The 20,328-nt window shown below is 38.1% G+C and carries 20 protein-coding genes; 17 read left to right on the top strand and 3 right to left on the bottom strand.

What is annotated here, in order from left to right; genetic code table 11:
* Positions 1-38 precede the first annotated feature (38 nt).
* Positions 39-383: a helix-turn-helix domain-containing protein gene (locus IEV74_RS06000; protein WP_188454456.1), complete on the bottom strand. Its 345-nt coding sequence runs from the start codon at positions 381-383 to the stop codon at positions 39-41.
* A gap of 406 nt (positions 384-789) precedes the next feature.
* Here IEV74_RS06000 and IEV74_RS05995 point away from each other — a divergent pair, with 406 nt between their 5' ends.
* From IEV74_RS05995 to IEV74_RS05970, 6 genes are all read left to right on the top strand, one after another.
* Complete coding sequence (locus IEV74_RS05995; RefSeq protein ID WP_188454455.1) at positions 790-1,422, top strand: CalY family protein; 633 nt, start codon at positions 790-792, stop codon at positions 1,420-1,422.
* Between the two features lie 147 nt (positions 1,423-1,569).
* Entirely contained in the window at positions 1,570-2,139 is a 570-nt protein-coding gene (locus IEV74_RS05990; protein ID WP_188454454.1) for a TasA family protein, read from the top strand.
* A gap of 154 nt (positions 2,140-2,293) precedes the next feature.
* Positions 2,294-3,160 carry an amyloid fiber anchoring/assembly protein TapA gene (gene tapA, locus IEV74_RS05985; RefSeq protein ID WP_188454453.1) on the top strand — a complete coding sequence of 289 codons (867 nt, stop codon included), beginning with the start codon at positions 2,294-2,296 and terminating at the stop codon, positions 3,158-3,160.
* Positions 3,144-3,740, top strand: coding sequence for a signal peptidase I SipW (gene sipW, locus IEV74_RS05980; protein ID WP_188454452.1), 597 nt, complete (start codon positions 3,144-3,146; stop codon positions 3,738-3,740). Before tapA ends, sipW begins: the two co-directional genes overlap by 17 nt.
* A 52-nt stretch (positions 3,741-3,792) precedes the next feature.
* Positions 3,793-4,452, top strand: a complete 660-nt coding sequence (locus IEV74_RS05975; RefSeq protein WP_188454451.1) for an LPxTATN C-terminal sorting signal domain — start codon at positions 3,793-3,795, stop codon at positions 4,450-4,452.
* Between the two features lie 67 nt (positions 4,453-4,519).
* Complete coding sequence (locus IEV74_RS05970; protein ID WP_188454450.1) at positions 4,520-5,140, top strand: TVP38/TMEM64 family protein; 621 nt, start codon at positions 4,520-4,522, stop codon at positions 5,138-5,140.
* 35 nt (positions 5,141-5,175) lie between these two features.
* Here the strand turns inward: IEV74_RS05970 and IEV74_RS05965 are convergent, their stop codons facing one another.
* Entirely contained in the window at positions 5,176-5,973 is a 798-nt protein-coding gene (locus tag IEV74_RS05965; RefSeq protein WP_229683075.1) for a class I SAM-dependent methyltransferase, read from the bottom strand.
* Between the two features lie 80 nt (positions 5,974-6,053).
* On the opposite strand from IEV74_RS05965, the gene IEV74_RS05960 reads away from it, so the two are divergent.
* Both IEV74_RS05960 and IEV74_RS05955 read left to right on the top strand, forming a co-directional pair.
* Positions 6,054-6,914 carry a LysR family transcriptional regulator gene (locus IEV74_RS05960; RefSeq protein WP_188454449.1) on the top strand — a complete coding sequence of 287 codons (861 nt, stop codon included), beginning with the start codon at positions 6,054-6,056 and terminating at the stop codon, positions 6,912-6,914.
* 71 nt (positions 6,915-6,985) lie between these two features.
* The gene (locus IEV74_RS05955) at positions 6,986-7,405 is read left to right on the top strand and encodes an organic hydroperoxide resistance protein (protein ID WP_188454448.1); all 420 of its coding nucleotides are present in this window, start codon (positions 6,986-6,988) and stop codon (positions 7,403-7,405) included.
* An 84-nt stretch (positions 7,406-7,489) separates the two neighbouring features.
* Here the strand turns inward: IEV74_RS05955 and IEV74_RS05950 are convergent, their stop codons facing one another.
* Positions 7,490-9,199, bottom strand: coding sequence for an Rqc2 family fibronectin-binding protein (locus IEV74_RS05950; protein ID WP_188454447.1), 1,710 nt, complete (start codon positions 9,197-9,199; stop codon positions 7,490-7,492).
* Between the two features lie 125 nt (positions 9,200-9,324).
* On the opposite strand from IEV74_RS05950, the gene IEV74_RS05945 reads away from it, so the two are divergent.
* From IEV74_RS05945 to rsmB, 9 genes are all read left to right on the top strand, one after another.
* Positions 9,325-11,976: a calcium-translocating P-type ATPase, SERCA-type gene (locus IEV74_RS05945; protein WP_229683074.1), complete on the top strand. Its 2,652-nt coding sequence runs from the start codon at positions 9,325-9,327 to the stop codon at positions 11,974-11,976.
* A 179-nt stretch (positions 11,977-12,155) separates the two neighbouring features.
* Positions 12,156-13,037 (top strand): YicC/YloC family endoribonuclease, encoded by an 882-nt coding sequence (locus IEV74_RS05940; protein ID WP_188454445.1) that lies wholly within the window; start codon positions 12,156-12,158, stop codon positions 13,035-13,037.
* 115 nt (positions 13,038-13,152) lie between these two features.
* Positions 13,153-13,410 carry an extracellular matrix/biofilm regulator RemA gene (gene remA, locus IEV74_RS05935; protein ID WP_099158037.1) on the top strand — a complete coding sequence of 86 codons (258 nt, stop codon included), beginning with the start codon at positions 13,153-13,155 and terminating at the stop codon, positions 13,408-13,410.
* 14 nt (positions 13,411-13,424) lie between these two features.
* Positions 13,425-14,045 (top strand): guanylate kinase, encoded by a 621-nt coding sequence (gene gmk / locus IEV74_RS05930; RefSeq protein WP_188454444.1) that lies wholly within the window; start codon positions 13,425-13,427, stop codon positions 14,043-14,045.
* Entirely contained in the window at positions 14,042-14,236 is a 195-nt protein-coding gene (rpoZ, locus tag IEV74_RS05925) for a DNA-directed RNA polymerase subunit omega (protein WP_188454443.1), read from the top strand. Before gmk ends, rpoZ begins: the two co-directional genes overlap by 4 nt.
* Positions 14,237-14,360: 124 nt before the next feature.
* The gene (gene coaBC / locus IEV74_RS05920) at positions 14,361-15,569 is read left to right on the top strand and encodes a bifunctional phosphopantothenoylcysteine decarboxylase/phosphopantothenate--cysteine ligase CoaBC (RefSeq protein WP_188454442.1); all 1,209 of its coding nucleotides are present in this window, start codon (positions 14,361-14,363) and stop codon (positions 15,567-15,569) included.
* A complete protein-coding gene (gene priA, locus IEV74_RS05915) occupies positions 15,566-17,974 on the top strand; it encodes a primosomal protein N' (protein ID WP_188454441.1) in 2,409 nt (802 codons plus the stop codon). Before coaBC ends, priA begins: the two co-directional genes overlap by 4 nt.
* A gap of 16 nt (positions 17,975-17,990) precedes the next feature.
* Entirely contained in the window at positions 17,991-18,935 is a 945-nt protein-coding gene (fmt, locus tag IEV74_RS05910; protein ID WP_188454440.1) for a methionyl-tRNA formyltransferase, read from the top strand.
* A complete protein-coding gene (gene rsmB / locus IEV74_RS05905; protein ID WP_188454439.1) occupies positions 18,932-20,281 on the top strand; it encodes a 16S rRNA (cytosine(967)-C(5))-methyltransferase RsmB in 1,350 nt (449 codons plus the stop codon). The genes fmt and rsmB overlap by 4 nt, the downstream gene beginning before the upstream one ends.
* Positions 20,282-20,328 lie beyond the last annotated feature (47 nt).

Below are 20,328 nucleotides of genomic sequence, written 5' to 3'. Positions count from 1 at the left end.
AAAAGGTAAGGTCATGTGTTTTTATAATGGCGGATTTTTTATTTTTTGGTGGTTTTCCAATTTTTAAACGCTAGAAAATCGCGAAATTCCTCTAAGTCTGCTTTACTCATCTCTTCATTCAGTTTTTTAATTAAATCCACCCATTCCTGATCCAGCCCTTGAAATTTTTCTTCTTTTCCATTCTTTTGTTCGTCGGCTAATAGATATTCTACTGAAACATTAAGTGTATCTGCTATTTTGGAAATGAACTGTAAGGATGGATTATTTTTAACATCCCGTTCCAAATAACTTAAGTACGATTTCGATACCCCAGCACGTTCTGCAAGTTCAGAAAGCGAATATCCCCTTTCCTGCCTAAGTTTCCTTAATCTCTCACCAATCATAGGCATTGTCTCCTAACTTTTATATTCAAATTTACCCTACCACATATGTGCATTATATAGAACAATACGTTCTTAATAAAGTTTTAAAATTGTATGAAAATAGGAGAAAAAACGAGATAACGAACGATAACTGTTCTTAATAACGTATAAACGGCTGATTTTGGGGTTTTTCAAAGAACCGAATATGGAATATACTCGTAATCGTTAGGTTCTTGATAAAGAACAAACAATGCAATAATTACTTTACTAGCAGCGATCGGAAAGGGGGAATGGTAGAAGAAGAATATTAAAAAACAATTTTTAATCAAAGTTCGTTGTGTCGAACACCGAAGAACAACAAATTCGATTTTGTCTCTGCTTAAGAGTTCAAAATAAAAAAATTATAAATTACAGGGAGGAAACAAGAATGAGTATTAAAAAGAAATTAGGTTTAGGTGTAGCATCAGCAGTGCTGGGGGTTTCATTAATTGGTGGAGGTACATACGCATACTTCAGTGATTCCGAAGATACAAACAATACCTTCGCTGCAGGTACGTTAGATTTAACAGTTGATCCAACTACAATCATTGATGTGAAAAACTTAAAGCCAGGGGATGTTATGGTACGCGAATTTGTATTAGGTAATAGTGGATCATTGGATATTTCATCAGTAGATTTATCAACAGAATATACGGTTACCGATGCAAACGGAGACAATGTTGATGACTTTGGTAAACATATCAAAGTACTTTTCCTTGAAAATGCGGATAAAACTGGTGATGGCTGGGTGATTGGTGATTATAATGATGTTATTTCTGAAACAACATTATATGACCTACAACATCAAACACCAGATGCTGTTGAAAACCTTCAAAGCTGGATTACATGGTTCTTTGGCTTAAATGGTGAAGATAGTGGGTTAGAGGCAGGAACAAGTGACCAAATGTATGTAGCATTTGAATTCGTTGACAATGATGCAGATCAAAATGAATTCCAAGGAGATGCTTTAAATCTTAAATGGACTTTCAATGCACATCAAACGGATGGCGAATTAAGATAAGTAAAGTTGAATAGAGAGAAGGCATATACCTTCTCTCCTTCACTTTTTACATTTATTTAAAACAGATAAGTACAAAAAGAAGATACTTAGTCAAATGTGGAATTTTTTCCACATTACCGTAATAGGGAATATAGGAGGAAGTCTTACATGGGTATAAAGAATAAATTAGGAATGGGTATAGCATCTGCAGCACTTGGAGTAAGCTTAATTGGCGGGGGAACGTTTGCTTATTTCAATGATACAGAAAACACGGATAATACATTTGCTGCCGGAACATTAGACCTTGCTCTTTCAACGAATGAAGGCGGTAATTTAAACTTTACCGTTGAAAACATAAAACCTGGTGATAAAATGTACCGTCAAGTTCGCTTGATTAATGAAGGATCTTTGTCAATAAAAGATGTATTGCTGAACGCGGATTATGAGGTCAAGGATGTAAATGGTGATAATGGTGATGAGGATTTTGCAAGTCAAATTTATGTTACGGTTTATGACCCTCAGGAACCTGCTGGAACCCCAGTAATCATTGATAATGTTCCATTAAGTGAAATTAACGATTTGGTAATTGATAAAGACCTTAATGCGGGAGATAGAGAAATTTTAACTTATCAATTTATTTTCCGTGATACGGGTGAATCACAAAATATCTATCAAGGTGATGTACTGGATGTAACATTTAAGTATGAAGCATCGCAGCAAGACGGAGAATTAAGATAAATAAGGGGGGAGAGTTATTCTCCTTCCTGATTTATACATACTCATAAACATAAAACAATCGTTCTGTATTTATGAATGTGTATAAAGATTAACATTGTTTATGGAAAACTCTATAAAGTCATAAAACAAGCTGGTAGGAGGGAGTATTTTGCGAATGAGTCGTCTTAAAAAGTTTAAAAACAGAAAAAAGCTTATGCTAGTTAGCAAGCTTCTGGCCATTTTTTATGTAACAACCTTTATATTCAGTTATCTATCCTCTGGAACGGGTGCTTATTTCATTAATTCGAATTCGGAAAAACAAGTAATTGAAGCGGGATCATGGTGGGATGGAAGTGATTTGGTTTTTACAGGTAAACCAACGCAGACTATTAAAGCTTGCCCTCCGGTTGAAATCTCAGTTGGAATTAAAAACAAAGGTTTCGGTATGATCGGATCAACGGAATATGAAGTCTATTATTCTGAAAATGGAAACCCCAAAAATCAAGGAACAAAGATTGCTGAAGGCAGCATTGATCCTATTGATGCAGGCGCAACTGACACGTTAACCTACAAAGCTGAAAAAATAGGTTCATACATGTTTAAAGCGAAGCAGCGATCCGACTATGAAGGTGATGGCAAAAAGATAATTTGGAGCGAAAAAGTAATGGTTAAGTGTATCGAAAAACTAGAAGAAGAACCTGCGGAAGCCGATAAACACGAAAACGCAGAAGAGAAACAATCTGAACAAGGTAACGAAGAAGAAAAATCTGATTCAAAAACGGATTCATCAAAAGAAGAAGGTAACGATTCTGCCGATGAATCAGAAGCCGCAAATAATGATGATACCAAACAGGAAGATAAAAAAGATCAGGGTGCTGGCAATGGGGAAAATAGTGATTCGTCAAATGAAAGTGATAAATCAACAGAGAATACAGGTGCGGAAGAAGACAAGAAACAGGAAAATACTGCTAATAAAAAAGTGAAAAAAGAATCTGAAACTAACGCAGAAGAGGGGGATTCAGCAAATGAGCAAACTAAATAAGAAAAAAGTATTGAAATGGATGAATAACATTACAACAGGAATATTATTTACAGTGCTAATCGGTATGTTAGTCGTTGTTGTCATGTCAAAGGCTTCTGGAGGGGAACCAGAGATTTTCGGCTATCAATTAAAAACTGTTTTGTCTGGATCAATGGAACCGGGTATTAAAACAGGGTCCATCATAGCGGTTAAGCCCGGTGGCGATATGACTCGATTTGAAAAAGATGATGTCATTACGTTTATGGCAGAGGATGAAAAGCTGATCACACATAGAATTGTTGAGGTTGTTGAAAGCGGGGATAACACATTATACCGAACAAAAGGGGATAACAATAATGCCCCTGATATGGATCCGGTTCTATCTGAAAATGTTCTAGCAGAATATTCAGGGTTTACAATTCCATATGTCGGTTACTTTGTTAACTTTTCCCAATCGAAAAATGGTGCATTTCTATTATTAATACCAGGGCTCATCCTTCTCTGTTATTCTGGGTTTGTCATCTGGAGAGCATTGTCAGAGCTTGATATAAATAATAAGAAGAATAAAAATAGTGTAAAGGAAAATGCAGAGGTCTCATAGTCATGGAGCTATATATTCGATGTATAGCTGCCGGCGACAGGAGGGAAGTCAGATGAAAAAGATCTTATTATTTGGAATAACATTCATTTTATTTATGCTACCTTTTGTTTATCCAGGACATTCGGTTTCAGGTGAAACAAATTCTGAATCAGAAATAGATATTGGAATTACACCTAGTGAGTATTTATTTGATATTGAGAACATGAAGCCAGGGGACTGGGCACCGAGGGAAATTGTTGTTCAAAATAATGGTTTAAAAGAATTTAAGTATGTTACAACAGTACAAAATGAAGGCGGATCGAAAAAGTTATTTAACGAACTATTACTGGAAATAGAAGATGGAAATGGTGAGATATATAATGGTAAACTCACTGATTTCAAAGGAATATCACCGAGAACTCTTGCCCCTTCAAGTGATGAAAAGCTAACCTTTACGATAAGGTTTCCAGAGGAGTTAGGGAATGATTTTCAAGGTCTCAGCTCTAATTTCTTAATTATCTTTACAGCAGAAGGAAATAATAGTGGAACGGATGAAGAAACTAGTGGAGGAGTAGTTGGAGGCGATGATAGTTTCTCAGGCGGAGGATCCAAATTACCAGTTACAGCTACAAATATGTTCACTTACCTGCTTATCGGTGCTGCATTGGTAGTTGCTGGGGGAATAGTATTATTACTTTATCGAATAAGACGGCTTGATAATAAACGAGTATAATTGCCTTGATTGAACGTTAATAATCAAGGTTGTTTTTTTGTAAACTTTAAAAGTTAAAGGTGATCAGATGAAAAAGTTCTTTACAATAGCTATATACACATTATTGGTTATCCTCCTATTCATAAACAAAGATGTGTTTCTTGCATGGATCCGCTCAGGTGATGAACTTTCCATCATTATTAGTATGCTATTTTTCGCATTACTAGTGTTCTTTCCTGTCGTGCCATTTGTTGTGGCTGCTGGTATAATAGGTGCTTCTTTTGGCGTTATACTTGGAACAGCGATTATTTTATCAGGAGTAATTGCTGGTACAATTATAATGTTTTTGATGGCTCGTTATGGATTCCAGGACTGGGTGCAACGTATGCTTGATAAATTTCCAAAAATAAAAAACTATAAAACATATTTTGAACAAAACGCATTTATTGGGATTCTTGGTTTGCGTATTGTGCCAATTATACCATCACCACTAGTAAACATTTTATGCGGGATTACAAAGGTAAGGCTTGAAACCTTCATAGTTGCTAGTTTACTTGGGAAATTGCCACGGACTGTAATTTTTACAATTGCCGGAATACAGGTAACTCAAAATACAATTTTATCTATAGCGATTTATGCTGTATACTTCCTTTTAATCTCAATCCTTGTAACTTGGAAGATGAAACAACAAACGAATGTACATACATAGGAAAAGACCACTTTAAATCTAAGTGGTCCATTCACTTATTTCTGGCCCAGCACCATCCACTCATCAATCGCAAATGAAATAATACAGCCGTCTTCCATCCTTACCTGAAAGTATTCTTTTATTTCATCTGAAGCTTCCAATATAAACTTCTCAACCCTGTTCATATCATTCTTGCTATCCAGTGTTCTCTTAATCCATTCCTGATATGGGAGTGTTTTCTTTCTGTTTTTTTCTTTTTCAATCGATAATCCAAAATCTGCAAAAATAGACTTCCATTCCAGAATAGTCCGTGATCTTACATGACTATAATCCCGCATTTTTTCCAATGTATTATTGAATCTATCCAATGCATGATCATCCGGTGCAATATTATCAATGAATAAAAATTTCCCATCTTGTTTCAGAACTCTGGCCACTTCTTGGACGAACAAATCAGGATTTGGAAAATGATGGGCTGCAATCCGGCATGTAACAATGTCGAATGAATGATCATCAAATGGCAAATTCTCTGCATCAGCAACCTTATAGCTAATATTGTTAATCGATGTTAAATGCCGGGAAGTGTTCTCCAGCATTTCCTCCGTAAGATCTGTTGCAATTACTTTTCCAATATGACGTGAAAGCTGCTTGGCGACATGTCCTCCACCAGTCGCGATATCCAATGCTATCATAGTGGACTTAGGTTTCAGCCATTCAATCATTAAAGGTAAATCACTTCCAGTCGAATGTGTTGAGCTTGAAACATATGCCTCTTTGTTTTTCGAAAAAACTTCTTTAACGTGATCTTTTTCCTTCATTATCGCACCTTCTTCTCCAATGTATATAGTAAGCATATGCTATCTGATGCAATAAGTATAATATTAGTTTATAATCAAAAGTAATAACAAATACTTATATGATGAGGTCGACTAACATGAAAATTGATGATTATGCTTTATTACTGAAGTTAAATGAAATTGGCACCATTCGAGGTACGGCAAAGGCCATTTTAATTTCACAGCCAGCTGTAACGCAACGGCTTAAATATATTGAAGAATATTTCGGTCAAAACATTTTTATACGCACTCCAAAAAGCCTGATGCTTACACCTGCAGGGGAATTAATTTTAGAACACGCAAAAAAAGTAATCACAAGGGAACAAGCAATCAAAAATGCCATTGCACAGTCAGGGGAAGAAGTCCAGGGTACATTATCGATTGCTTGTTCGACGATTATCAGCCAGCGTTTTTTGCCTGCAATATTGGCTGAGTATACAAGAAAATTCCCTAAAGTAGCAATTGATCTAGTAACTGGAATTAGCGAGGATATTAAACGGGATCATAAAAATTACCACGTTTGCATTATTCGCGGTGAAAAATTAAAGGAGAGCACATGTGAACGCTTGTTTGATGATCCATTGTACTTTTTTGATACAGAACCGTTTCCAAAGAATAAATTGAAGGAACGTCCGTTGATCTCATTTAAGAGTGATGACAGCATGCATGAATTAGTAGATAACTGGCTGTACCATCATCAGGACCGGATTAAGCCGCAGAAAGCAATTCGTGTAGATCAAATTGAAACATGCAAACAATTTATGAAGCAAGGGCTCGGTATGGCTGTGCTGCCGGAGAGTGTATCAGATTTCATGATGGATGAATATCCAAATATCCCGCTGGAATTAAATGGGGAACCTGTTACAAGGGATACTTGGGTTTGTTATCAGGAAGGCATCCGAAAATTACCGCAAGTGGACCATTTTATTAAAGCAATAATCGACAAAACATTTCTTTAATGTTTAATTCCTTCTATTTCAAGGAACAAATAACTATATCGTATTTTTAAATTTTAAAGGAGTGTTGAGTAATGAGAGATGTTATATTTACATCAAGTGCAACAGCGAAAAATGGCCGGGATGGTCATGTTAAATCAGCAGATGGTTTGATTGATTTAAAATTAGTTAATCCAGCAACGAACAAAGATGAAAAAGGATCGAATCCGGAACAGCTTTTTGCAGCGGCATATTCTGCTTGTTTTGACGGGGCATTGAACTTAGTAGCCTCGAAGCAAAAGAAGAAAATAGATTCCGAAACAACCGCAGATGTCAGCTTCTGCAAGGATCCGGAAGATGACGGTTTTAAAATCGCGGTTACTTTAACGATAAAAATTAAAGGTGTCAATCCAGAAGATGCGCAGCAATTGGCGGAAGACGCTCATGAATTTTGCCCATATTCAAAGGCGACAAGAGGGAATATTGAAGTTAAATTAGACCCTCAAGCGGTGTAAGTGAATAGGTAATTTCTATAAAAGCATGTGAAATCGAATTTCACATGCTTTTTCAATGGGACAAGGGACTGACCCCTTGTCCCGCTATCTTTTTTTCCTTAGCTTGTTAATAGTACTTTTATCTGGTGTCACAAAAACTGTCTTTTGGTTATCATAAATAACATAACCCGGTTTGGCACCATTTGGTTTTTTCACGTGTCGAATGGTTGTATAGTCAACGGGTACAGATGAAGATTGCTGTGACTTGCTAAAATACGCAGCTAGCTCTGCCGCTTCAAGCAATGTCTCTTCACCAGGTTCACGGTCACGGATTACAACATGGGATCCTGGAATATCCTTTGTATGGAGCCAAATATCATCACGATGGCCAACCTTAGTAGTCAAATATTCATTTTGCTTATTATTTTTACCTACGAGGATTAAAGTGCCATCAGATGATATATAATGCTCGAGTACAGGTTTTCCAGGTTTATTCTTTTTCTTTTGTCTAGTTTGTTTTTTTAGATATCCTTCCTCACGAAGTTCCTCGCGAATTTCTTCAATATCATCAACACTAGCCACATCAATTTGCTGTAATAGTTGATCTAAATAGGCAATTTCTTCATTTGTTTTCGTAATTTCTTTCTCAACCATTTTTTTTGATGTTTTTAGCTTCTGATATGTTTTGAAAAAGCCTTGAGCATTTTCACTTGGAGTTTTGTTCGGATTAAGCTCTATTGTTAGTTCACTTTGTTCAGGATCATAATAATCAATCACATCAACGGTTGTATCCCCTTGTTTTACAAGGTGCATATTGGCTGTTAACAATTCTCCCAGCCGCTGATATTTCTCGGCGCCAGAGGCTTTTTTAATCGTTTTCAGGTGCTTTTTCATCTTTCGTTCGTTTTTATCTTTTTCATTTTTAATAAATCGATAGAGATCTTTAGCTTGTTGCTTCACACGGTCACGCTCAGCTTTTCCAGAATAGAATTCGTCAAGCATTTCGTTTGTCGATGAAAAGGTTTCCTGTTCACCCTGAAAGGAGGAAATAGAAAGTACATGAAAATCTTCTTTATTTCCGCGGTAGATGACCGGAGTATATGCATGATCCTTAATAGGTTCTTGCAGTTGCGTAAAACTCTCCATGTACGCCTTGTCTGAACCAAGTTTAGCGCGAAAGACGATTTCTTTAGCCGCAAGAGGGGATATACCTACCAATGTTTTGACGATTTGGTTTTCAATTTTGCCTGAGTTAAAGTCGAGTTTCTTAATAAATGTCTCACTGTCAATATCTAATAGATTCAGTTTATTCTGATTAGGTGGGAGCTTGTATTCTGCCCCTGGTAAAATCGTTCTGTACCGGTTTTGAGCCATGGATACATGCTTCAAACTATCAATAATATGTCCTTTTTCCTGATCGAGCAGCATAATATTACTATGTTTGCCCATTAATTCAACGACAAGGCTTTTATAGGCAATGTCCCCAATCTCATTCCGGGTTTTGACGGTAAATGTAACAATTCGCTCCATCCCATATTGTTCAATAGATTCGATAATCGCTCCTGCCAAATGCTTGCGGAGAAGCATGCAAAACATTGGAGGCTCTGCTGGATTTTTATATTCATCGTCAGTCAGGTGCAATCTAGCATATGCAGGATGTATCGATAGTAATAATGTATGGTTCATGCCTTGACTGCGAATTGTAAAAACTAGTTCGGTGTCTGTCGGCTGATATATTTTTGTGATTTTTCCTGGAATAATTTTCTCATCCAATTCTTCTGTTACTGCTCTAGTAACTATTCCATCGAATGGCATACGATCACCTCTTTAGGCAATTATAGCATTTTTTTGGACGAGTCTGCATAGATATCGATAAGGAGATAAGTTCAACTTTGAAGATATGTGAATGAGATTGCAGGTGAATGTGGAGGGAATGCGGTGTGAAATGGTATCAATTAGACGTAGAAAGTGTTGAACAAAAACTGCTCGTAACTGCTAACAGGGGATTATCAGACAAACAAGTTGGAGAGCGCCGTAAGCAATATGGTCTGAATGTGTTAGAAGAGGAAAAAACAACATCCAAATGGTTGATTTTTCTAAAACAGTTTCAGGATTTCATGGTATTGGTTCTTCTTGCAGCGACATTAATTGCCGGGTTATTAGGTGAATACATTGACGCTATTGCGATTATGGTAATCGTATTAGTCAATGGTTTTATTGGGTACTTTCAAGAACAGAAGGCAGAAAAATCACTGGCAAAATTAAAGGAATTATCTGCACCGGTTGCTACTGTATTGCGTGAGGGAGAGTGGGTGAAAGTCCCGTCAAGCGAGGTCGTGGTTGGAGACGTAGTGCGTGTGGCAAGCGGTGATCGAATCCCTGCTGATGTCCGGATTGCAAAATCAACTAGTTTAGAAACGGAAGAATCTGCACTGACAGGTGAATCGCTGCCTGTTATGAAGCATGCATCATCGATTAGAAGAGACCACCTTGACCCGCAGGACCAGGTTAATATGGCGTTCATGGGTACATTGGTAACCCGTGGAACTGGGATTGGGATTGTTGTTGGAACTGGTATGAACACCGTTATGGGGCAAATTGCATCCCTAATGGTTAAAACGAAAAAAATGATTACACCGCTTGAACACAAGCTTGCAGAACTTGGTAAAATCCTGATCGCTGTAGCACTTGCATTAACAGCATTAGTAGTAGTTGTTGGTGTCTACCAGGGTCACCAGCTGTATGAAATGTTTTTAGCGGGTGTATCACTTGCAGTTGCAGCGATTCCAGAAGGCTTGCCGGCAATTGTTACGGTTGCCCTTTCCCTAGGTGTACAGCGGATGATCAAGAAAAAAGCTATCGTGCGCAAGCTATCGGCAGTAGAAACCCTTGGATGTGCTTCCGTTATTTGTTCAGACAAGACTGGAACGATGACAGAAAACCAGATGACGGTAAAAGAAGTATACCTTAACGGGAAACATTTATATGTAACAGGTGACGGTTATGATATACGTGGAGACTACTTTTTGGATAAACGCAAACTAGAAAGCGATTTTCCTAATTTGGAATCTATGCTATTGTATGGGGCGCTTTGCAACCATGCTCAATTGAAGGTTAAGAAAGGAAAATATTTTGTTGACGGAGACCCAACTGATGGAGCACTGCTTGTTGCAGCTAGGAAATTGGGGCTTCAGCCAACAAACCATCAATATCGAATCATTGAAGAATTTCCATTTGATTCAGACCGTAAACGAATGAGTGTCATCATAGAGGATGAGAATAATCGACGATTTGTCATTACAAAAGGTGCGCCAGATGTTTTATTGCCAAGGACATCTTTTTTCATAGACGAAAGTGGAAGAAAACTGTTAAAATCAGCGGACAAACGCAATATTGAAGGTGCGATCAATAAAATGGCATCAAAGGCTCTGCGGACGATTGCTATAGGGATAAAACCTATTTCCAATCGCGACTCCTTTGATTCAGCGTTATTGGAAAAAGATCTAACCTTTATCGGTTTATATGGCATGATTGATCCACCAAGAAAAGAGGTTAAATCTGCGATCGCTGAGTGCAGGGAAGCTGGAATTAAGACGGTTATGATAACCGGTGACCATGAAAAAACGGCACGGGCAATTGCCACTCATTTACAGTTGCTCCCGGAAAATGGGTTAGTACTGGATGGCTATCAATTAAATCAAATGTCGCCATCCGAACTAAGTGATATTATCGATCGTGTTTATGTGTTTGCCCGCGTTACGCCAGAACATAAGCTGAAAATCGTAAAGGCTTTCCAGGAAAAAGGTCATATCGTTGCCATGACTGGTGATGGAGTAAACGATGCACCCGCAATCAAGGCAAGCGATATTGGTGTCGCAATGGGACGGAGCGGAACCGATGTAACGAAAGAAGCATCTTCGTTAATCTTGATGGATGATAATTTTGCGACCATAAAGTCTGCGATCAATGAAGGACGGAATATCTATGAAAATATTCGTAAATTTATCCGATATTTACTAGCATCAAACGTTGGTGAAATTTTAGTTATGCTGTTCGCGATGCTGCTTGCATTGCCCCTGCCGCTCGTTCCTGTACAAATTCTCTGGGTAAATCTAGTTACAGATGGATTGCCTGCAATGGCACTTGGGCTTGATAAACCGGAGGAAGACGTTATGAAGCGTGCCCCAAGAAGTCCGAGAGAAGGAATTTTCGCGCGAGGGCTTGGGTTTAAAATAGTCAGCCGTGGTATTGTAATAGGAATTGTAACGTTAATTGCGTTTATGATGTCTTATCAAAATAATCCTGACAACTTGGTTTATGGGCAAACAGTAGCCTTCACGACTTTGGTAATGGCACAATTAATTCATGTGTTTGATTGTCGCAGTGAAAAATCTGTTTTCTCCCGGAATCCATTTGAAAATATGTATCTTGTATTAGCTGTTCTATCATCATTATTACTACTATTGGTTGTAATCTATTTTGAACCGTTACAGCCGATCTTCCATACAACATTCCTGGGAATTAGGGATTGGATGTTTATCATTGTATTAAGTTCACTGCCAACTGTATTATTTGGTTTTACGAAAAAATAATTTTTAAGGTGGCTGGGACAAAATTAATTTAATCCATAGGAATATCCGAACGATGAATTCTTCCATTAGAATTTGGATTAGTTCGGATATTCCTTTTTGAAATTCCAAGACGATTTAGCGTTTTTCTTAAATGCCTGCTATAATTGGAAGAGTTATTTCAAATAATGGATGTGGTTATAATGGTAAAAAGTATGACAGGGTTTGGACGGGATGTTATCCAGTTAGGCGAGGCCTCATTGACCGTGGAAATTCGCAGTGTTAATCACCGATTTCTGGATTTCAATACAAAGATTCCGCCATCGTTTTTGTTTCTAGAAGATAAATTCAAAAAAATGATTCAATCCTATTTCAAACGTGGCCGCATTGAAATGTATATTGGTATTGAGGGTAAAGGATTTGCTGAAAAATCACTTCATACGGATTGGGATTTAATGGATCAATATGTAGAACAGATAAAGAGGGCGAAAGAACGCTATCATTTATCAGGCGAGATACCAGCATCAATCGTAGCGGCATTGCCCGATTTATTTTCCGTACAGCAAATAGAACAGCGGACAGACCAGCAGACAGAGGCCATTTTAGCAAGTGTTGAAAAGGCATGCTCAGAAGTATATGAAATGCGTGTAAAAGAAGGTATGCATCTGTTTCATGATATACTAGACAGGATGAAAACAATTCGGGATACAGTTTCACAACTGCAAACACGCAGAGAAAGTGTAATTGCAGAGTACCGTAATCGGATATTCGATCGGATCCATCAACATTTGGACGAACATGTTCAAATTGATGATGCAAGGCTAGTGCAGGAAATTGCTTTATTAGCAGAAAAAGGTGATATTACAGAAGAAATTACAAGGCTGTTTAGCCATATTGATCATTTTCTGCGGACAACGGAAACAAGTGATGCAATTGGCAGAAAGTTAGATTTTATACTGCAGGAGATGCATCGGGAAACGAATACAATTGGGTCTAAATCTACCGATACTAAAATTGGCGAATGGGTCGTATCGTTAAAAAGTGATATTGAAAAAATTAAAGAACAAGTCCAAAATATCGAGTAATCAGTTGTGTTTTCCATTTATTTTTTCATATAATAGATATATTATAGATAAATAAAGTAAATTACTTAAATATACATAGATATCAGTAAGGGGAATTTTTAAGGGGGAAGAAATTTTGAGTTTACGTTTAATTAATATAGGATTTGGCAATGTAGTTTCCGCAAATAGAATTATTTCAATTGTTTCACCCGAATCTGCGCCAATCAAACGAATTATTACGGTTGCAAGGGATAATAACAAGTTAGTTGATGCAACGTACGGAAGAAGAACTAGGGCGGTAATTATTACCGATAGTGACCATGTTGTTCTATCAGCGGTCCAGCCTGAAACGGTGGGACAGCGTGTATTGAGTCATGAGGAGATTGATGAATAATAGGAGGAACCATTTTGATTGATGAGAAAGGTATTTTATTTGTTCTTTCCGGACCATCAGGGGTAGGAAAGGGTACGGTAAGAAAAGAGCTTTTTGAACAGGACACAGATTTGAGATATTCCATTTCCATGACAACGAGGAATATACGGCCTGGTGAAACGGATGGGGTGGATTATTTTTATAAAACAAAAGAAGAATTTGAAACATTAATTGATCAGAACCAATTGTTGGAATATGCGCAGTATGTTAATAATTACTATGGTACACCAAGAGAATATGTGGAAAAGACACTTGCTGAGGGTCATGATGTATTTTTGGAAATAGAAGTACAAGGAGCCTTGCAGGTTAAGGAAAACTTTCCAGAGGGTGTGTTTATCTTTTTATTCCCGCCAAGCCTGGAAGAGTTAAAGAACCGTATTGTCAGCCGTGGTACTGAAACCGAGGATCTGGTGATTAACCGATTAAAAGCTGCAAGAGATGAAATCGAAATGATGGATGCCTATGACTATGTTGTCGTGAACGATCGTGTCGATCATGCAGTCGAAAAGGTGCAATCAATTATTCAAAGCGAGCATTGCAAACGTGAAAGAATTGAAAAACAATATAAACGAATACTGGAGGATGAAACAAAATGATGCTAGAACCATCAATTGATGCATTACAAGAAAAAATCAAATCAAAATATTCCCTTGTTACATTGTCAGCAAGGCGTGCAAGACAAATTCGCGAAAATAAAAATGTACTCGTCGAAAACCCAAAGTCTTACAAATTTGTCGGAATGGCACTGGAGGAAGTGCAAGCAGAAAAGTTATCGATTAAAGAATAATTATTGCAATAAAATAAAGATGCCCTCGCAAAGATTTCAACAGCGAGGGTTTTGTTTATTTTTCCGCTGCTTTTTATGGTATAACTAAACAAAAGGAACAATTGATTTGAAAGGGGCGAGCAGGATGGTTCAAAACAAGAATATTCTTTTAGGGGTCTCGGGAGGAATTGCCGCATATAAGGCATGTGCGCTCACCAGTAAGCTAACACAACAGGGTGCGAACGTCAAAGTTATGATGACAGAAAATGCGACCGAATTTGTGTCTCCTTTAACATTTCAAGCTCTGTCAAGAAACCCCGTTTACATAGATACATTTGATGAAAAAGATCCCCAAAAAATTGCACATATTGATGTAGCTGACTGGGCTGATATCATTATTATCGCTCCAGCAACAGCCAATATAATTGGTAAACTAGCAAACGGTACTGCAGATGATATGCTTTCAACTACATTACTTGCAGCGCAGGCCAGTGTATATATTGCGCCTGCTATGAATGTTAATATGTACGCGCACCCAGCTGTTATTCGAAATATGAAGCGGCTTGAAGGATGGGGCTATCACTTTATTGAGCCTGGAGCGGGGTACCTTGCATGTGGATGGATTGGCAAAGGACGACTGGAGGAACCAGAAAGCATCATAGAAGCGGTTCGAAATCATCAGGCATCCAATTCATTGCTGACAGGAAGGAAAGTATTAATTTCAGCTGGACCAACGCGAGAGAAAATTGATCCAGTGCGATTTTTTACTAATCACTCGTCAGGTAAAATGGGATTTGCGCTTGCAGAGGCTGCAGCTGACTTTGGAGCCGAGGTAACACTTGTTGCAGGTCCTGTTAAACTAGAACTTTCAAACAAACAAATCCATCGTATTGACGTTGTGACAGCAGCGGAAATGTACGATGTCATGCACAAGCATTTTCCAAATAATGACATTGTGATTAAAGCAGCAGCTGTCGCAGATTATCGTCCGAAGCTTGTACATGACGAGAAAATGAAAAAAGGACAAGGCAACTGGCAAATTGAAATGGAGCGAACGCAGGATATTCTGCAATCACTTGGTGAGAAAAAAACGCTTCAATTCTTGGTTGGCTTTGCAGCAGAAACTACTAATCCATTGGAATATGGGATTGGGAAATTAGCGAAAAAGAATTTAGATGCTGTCGTAATCAACAATGTTTCTGCTGAAGGAGCTGGTTTTGACGGGGATACCAATATTGTAACGTACGTAAATAAATCATTACATCCAGAAGAGATTGAATTAGCATCAAAAAGAGTGGTTGCTGAACGATTGTTGAAATTTATCGAACGCGATATAAAGGATGAAGCAAAGTGAATATAGCAAGCGTTATTGTTGATGTTCCGGCAAGCTCTATAAATCAAACGTTTGATTATAAGATCCCAGAACGGTTTCAGGATGTGCTCGAGAGTGGTATGCGGGTAATCGTTCCATTTGGACCTAGGAAAATAATGGGGTTTGTCGTCGGCAGAAAGGCTAAGTCTGCATTTAAAGGATTGAAAAATATAACCGAAGTTTTGGACATAACTCCTGTTTTGACACCCGAATTACTTGGGCTTGGAAAATGGCTTGCTGATGAAACATTAAGCTTATATATCACCTCTTTTCAGGCAATGCTTCCGCAAGTTTTAAAATCCCAATACAAAAAAGAGCTTGTGAAAATGACAGAAGCGGATCTATCACATGAATTGGAAATGGTTTTTGCAGGACGTGATATTCTTCCATATGAAGAGTTTACAGGTTCCGAAATTAGCTATTATCAATTACAAAAGGCAATTCATGATGGGGATGTGGCAGTTAATTATCTTGTCAAATCGAAAATCACAAAAAAGCATGTGACCATGATAAAATCCTCATGTCCGATGCATTTGTTGGAGGAAGCTTATAACGATTTATCCAAAAAAGCAAAAAAACAACGGGAAATTGTAGCATTTTTCATTGAAAACTCTGAGCCGGTCGAACTTCAGAAATTCATGAATGAAATGCAAACAACACGTTCAACGATTAAAATATTGCAAGACAGAAAGCTTGTAACAACATATAAAGTAGAGGTTTTACGGAATCCATACAATGATACAAAATTTGAATCGACAATCCCTCTAAGGCTTACCGATCAGCAGCAGCAGGCAATTACACCAATCAAACAAAAAATTGCTGCGAATGAACATGATGTATTTTTAGTGCACGGCGTTACCGGGAGCGGGAAGACAGAAATCTACTTACAGGCAATTCAAGATGTGATTAATAAGGGGAAAGAAGCGATCGTACTAGTTCCGGAAATTTCACTTACCCCGCAAATGGTTCGTCGGTTTAAGGGAAGGTTTGGTTCCAATGTTGCGGTGATGCACAGTGCGTTATCAAGCGGGGAGAAATATGATGAATGGCGACGGATTCACCGAAAAGAAGTCCAAGTGGTTGTAGGAGCAAGGTCAGCCATCTTTGCCCCTTTTGAGAATCTCGGCATCATCATTATTGACGAGGAACATGAAACAAGCTATAAACAAGAGGACCAGCCACGCTACCATGCGCGCGATGTTGCCATTCACCGTGGAGAACATCATCATTGTCCAGTCATCTTAGGCAGTGCGACACCAACGCTGGAATCGTATGCAAGAGCACAAAAAGGTGTTTATCAATTAGCCGCATTAGACAAACGAACAAACGAGAAAGCAATGCCAAAAGTAGAAATCGTTGATATGCGTAATGAACTTCACGCGGGTAACCGAACGATGTTTTCACGTAGCCTTAAGGATAAAATTGAACAAAGTATGGAGAGAAAAGAACAAATTGTCCTATTATTAAATCGACGAGGTTATTCTACTTTCGTTATGTGCCGTGACTGTGGCCATGTTAAAGAATGCCCGCATTGTGATATCGCGTTAACCTATCATAAAAATAGCAATCAATTAAAATGTCATTATTGTTCATATGAGGAACCAATGCCGTTAAATTGTCCTGAATGCAATAGTGATTTGATTCGTTATTTTGGTACAGGGACACAGCGAGTTGAAGAATCATTGACACAATTAATTCCAGAGGCACGTGTGATTCGAATGGATGTAGATACAACAAGAAGAAAAGGTGCACATGAAAAACTGTTAAACCAATTTGCAAATAAAGAAGCTGACATTTTATTAGGAACACAAATGATTGCGAAAGGTCTTGATTTTGAGAATGTTACGCTTGTAGGTGTATTGACGGCCGACTCCATGCTGCACTTACCTGATTTTCGTTCATCGGAAAAAACATTTCAACTATTAACTCAGGTGAGCGGACGAGCAGGACGGCATGAGCTGCCTGGTGAAGTTATCGTGCAGACCTATACACCGGATCATTATAGTATTGAACTGGCAAGTGTTTATGATTATAACCAATTCTATTTACGGGAAATGGCTATGCGAAAGACATTTAACTATCCGCCATATGTATTTTTAGCACTAGTAACTGTTTCGCATCAAAATCAGATCAAGGCAGTTCAAATTACACAAAAGATAGTCCGAATGCTGGTGAATCATGTTGGGGAAGATACAGTTGTTCTTGGGCCAACACCTTCACCGATTGCACGGATGAAAGATAGATATCGCTATCAATGCATGGTAAAATACAAAAATGAACCAAAATTGCGTGCACTTATTAAAAAGATTATACAGCAATTTGATGATGAAGTTCGAAAAGAAGATTTATTAATCACAGTAGATATGCAGCCATATCAATTGATGTAGGAAGTAGGGATGCGTTTTGAAAAGAATCGTTTTTATGGGAACACCGGATTTTTCTGTACCAATATTACAATCACTTATCCATTCCGCTTATGAAGTCGTTTTAGTTGTAACCCAGCCAGACCGACCAAAAGGCAGAAAAAAAATATTAACACCGCCTCCAGTTAAAGTAGAGGCATTAAACAATCAAATTCCCGTTTTTCAACCGGAAAAATTAAAAAATGAATTTCAGGAAATCTTGTCCTATAAGCCAGATTTGATAGTAACGGCGGCATATGGGCAATTACTGCCTAATGAGCTGTTAACTGCACCTGAATTTGGCTGTATTAATGTCCACGCATCATTGCTGCCGGAATTACGAGGAGGTGCACCAATACATTATGCCATTTTACAAGGGAAAAAAGAAACCGGTATTACAATTATGTACATGGTAGAGAAGCTGGATGCAGGGGATATTCTGTCACAGCAACGTGTCCCAATCGAAAGCGATGACCATGTTGGTACCTTGCATGATAAGCTTTCAGCGGCAGGTTCAGATTTATTGATGGAAACATTGCCAGATCTTTTCACACGTTCCATTATTCCAGTGAAACAAGATGAAAATAAGGCAACCTTTGCATCAAATATTAAGCGGGATCAAGAGCGAATGGATTGGAATAGACCGAATGATGAGCTTTACAATCAAGTTAGGGGATTACACCCTTGGCCTGTTGCGTTTACTGCTTATCAGGAAAAGCCGATGAAAATTTGGTGGGCGGAAATGGATAATACAACCTATGATGGATCTCCCGGTGAGATAGTCCAAGTGGATAAAACATCATTTATAGTCGTTTGCGGCAATAAAAAAGGTCTTCGTATTACTGAAATTCAACCTGCTGGAAAAAAACGAATGACAGTAAGTGATTTTTTGCGAGGGGCACCAGATCGAATAAAAACAGGGACTAAAATGGGTGAATTAATTTGATTACGTATAGCTTAAGAGAAACAGTTGTAAATTTGCTTCTGCGAATTGAAAAGGATAATGGTTTCAGCCATTTATTAATTGATCATGAAATAAAGTCCGGCAAAGTTTCTCCAAAGGATGAGGGGCTGTTGACAGAAATTGTCTATGGTACGACCCAGCGAAAGCTAACTCTGGACTATTATCTTGAATCATTTATCGATACCAGGAAAAAGCTTGATGATTGGGTAGTGATGCTGCTTCGAATGTCTGTTTATCAAATGGTATATTTAGACAAAATTCCTGATCACGCAATTATTCATGAAGCGGTTGAGATTGCAAAACGCAGAGGACACAAAGGAATTGCTTCATTAGTAAATGGTGTTCTTCGCAGTGTACAGCGCAATGGTGTTCCAGACACTTCAATGGTGAAAGATGATGTCAAACGTATTGCAATCGAAACAAGTCATCCGGAATGGCTTGTTAAACGCTGGGTATTCATGTATGGGGGAAAAGTTACTAAAGAAATGTGTGAAGCGAATCTTGTGCGAAAAGCTGTATCCATTCGTGTCCAACCGCTCAGAATCTCACGCGATCATGCAATGAAAGTGTTAAGAGAGCAAGGATTTGAAACTAGGGTGTCAGACTTTTCTGATCAAGGGATCATCGTGGAAAAAGGAAATATTTTAAAAACAGACCTTTTTAAAAGTGGATTTGTCACGATTCAAGATCAGAGTTCAATGCTAGTTGCAGAAATGCTTGACTTAAGACCAGGAATGAACGTACTTGACGCTTGCAGTGCACCTGGAGGGAAAGCAACACATATAGCTGAAAAAATGCAAAATCAAGGTAAGCTCTATGCATATGATCTTCATGCGAAGAAGGCAAAATTAGTAAACAAAAAAGCTTTAGATCTTGAGCTGTCGATTATCACTGCAGATCATGCTGATGCTAGAAAACTCCACACGATTCACAGGGAAGAAAATTTTGATCGGATTTTGATTGATGCTCCATGTTCCGGGTTAGGTGTTATACGAGGCAAACCGGAAATTAAATACACGAAACAAGCCTCAGATATACACAATCTAGCAGCAATCCAATTGAATATTTTACAGCGTGTTGCTCCGCTATTGAAAAAAGGCGGCCGATTAATCTACAGTACGTGTACGGTTGATAGGGAAGAAAATGAAGGGGTAGTCAAAAGTTTTTTGGAAGAACATCCAGACTATCATATCGATACAGAGTTTTTTGAAGAATTGCCGACTATTTTTGAACAGTCACCTGGCATAACGGATTATGGCCTTCAGCTTTTTCCGCAGACATTTCAAACAGATGGATTTTTTCTTACAAGGTTAATTAGAAAATCTTAACTAATAAGAAGAAAAATATGTCAAAAAGTGTTCTTTATCATGCAATT

The organism is Virgibacillus oceani, from assembly GCF_014638995.1.
GTDB classification, from domain to species: domain Bacteria; phylum Bacillota; class Bacilli; order Bacillales; family Amphibacillaceae; genus Virgibacillus_E; species Virgibacillus_E oceani.
This window is presented reverse-complemented; position numbering and strand designations above follow the sequence as displayed.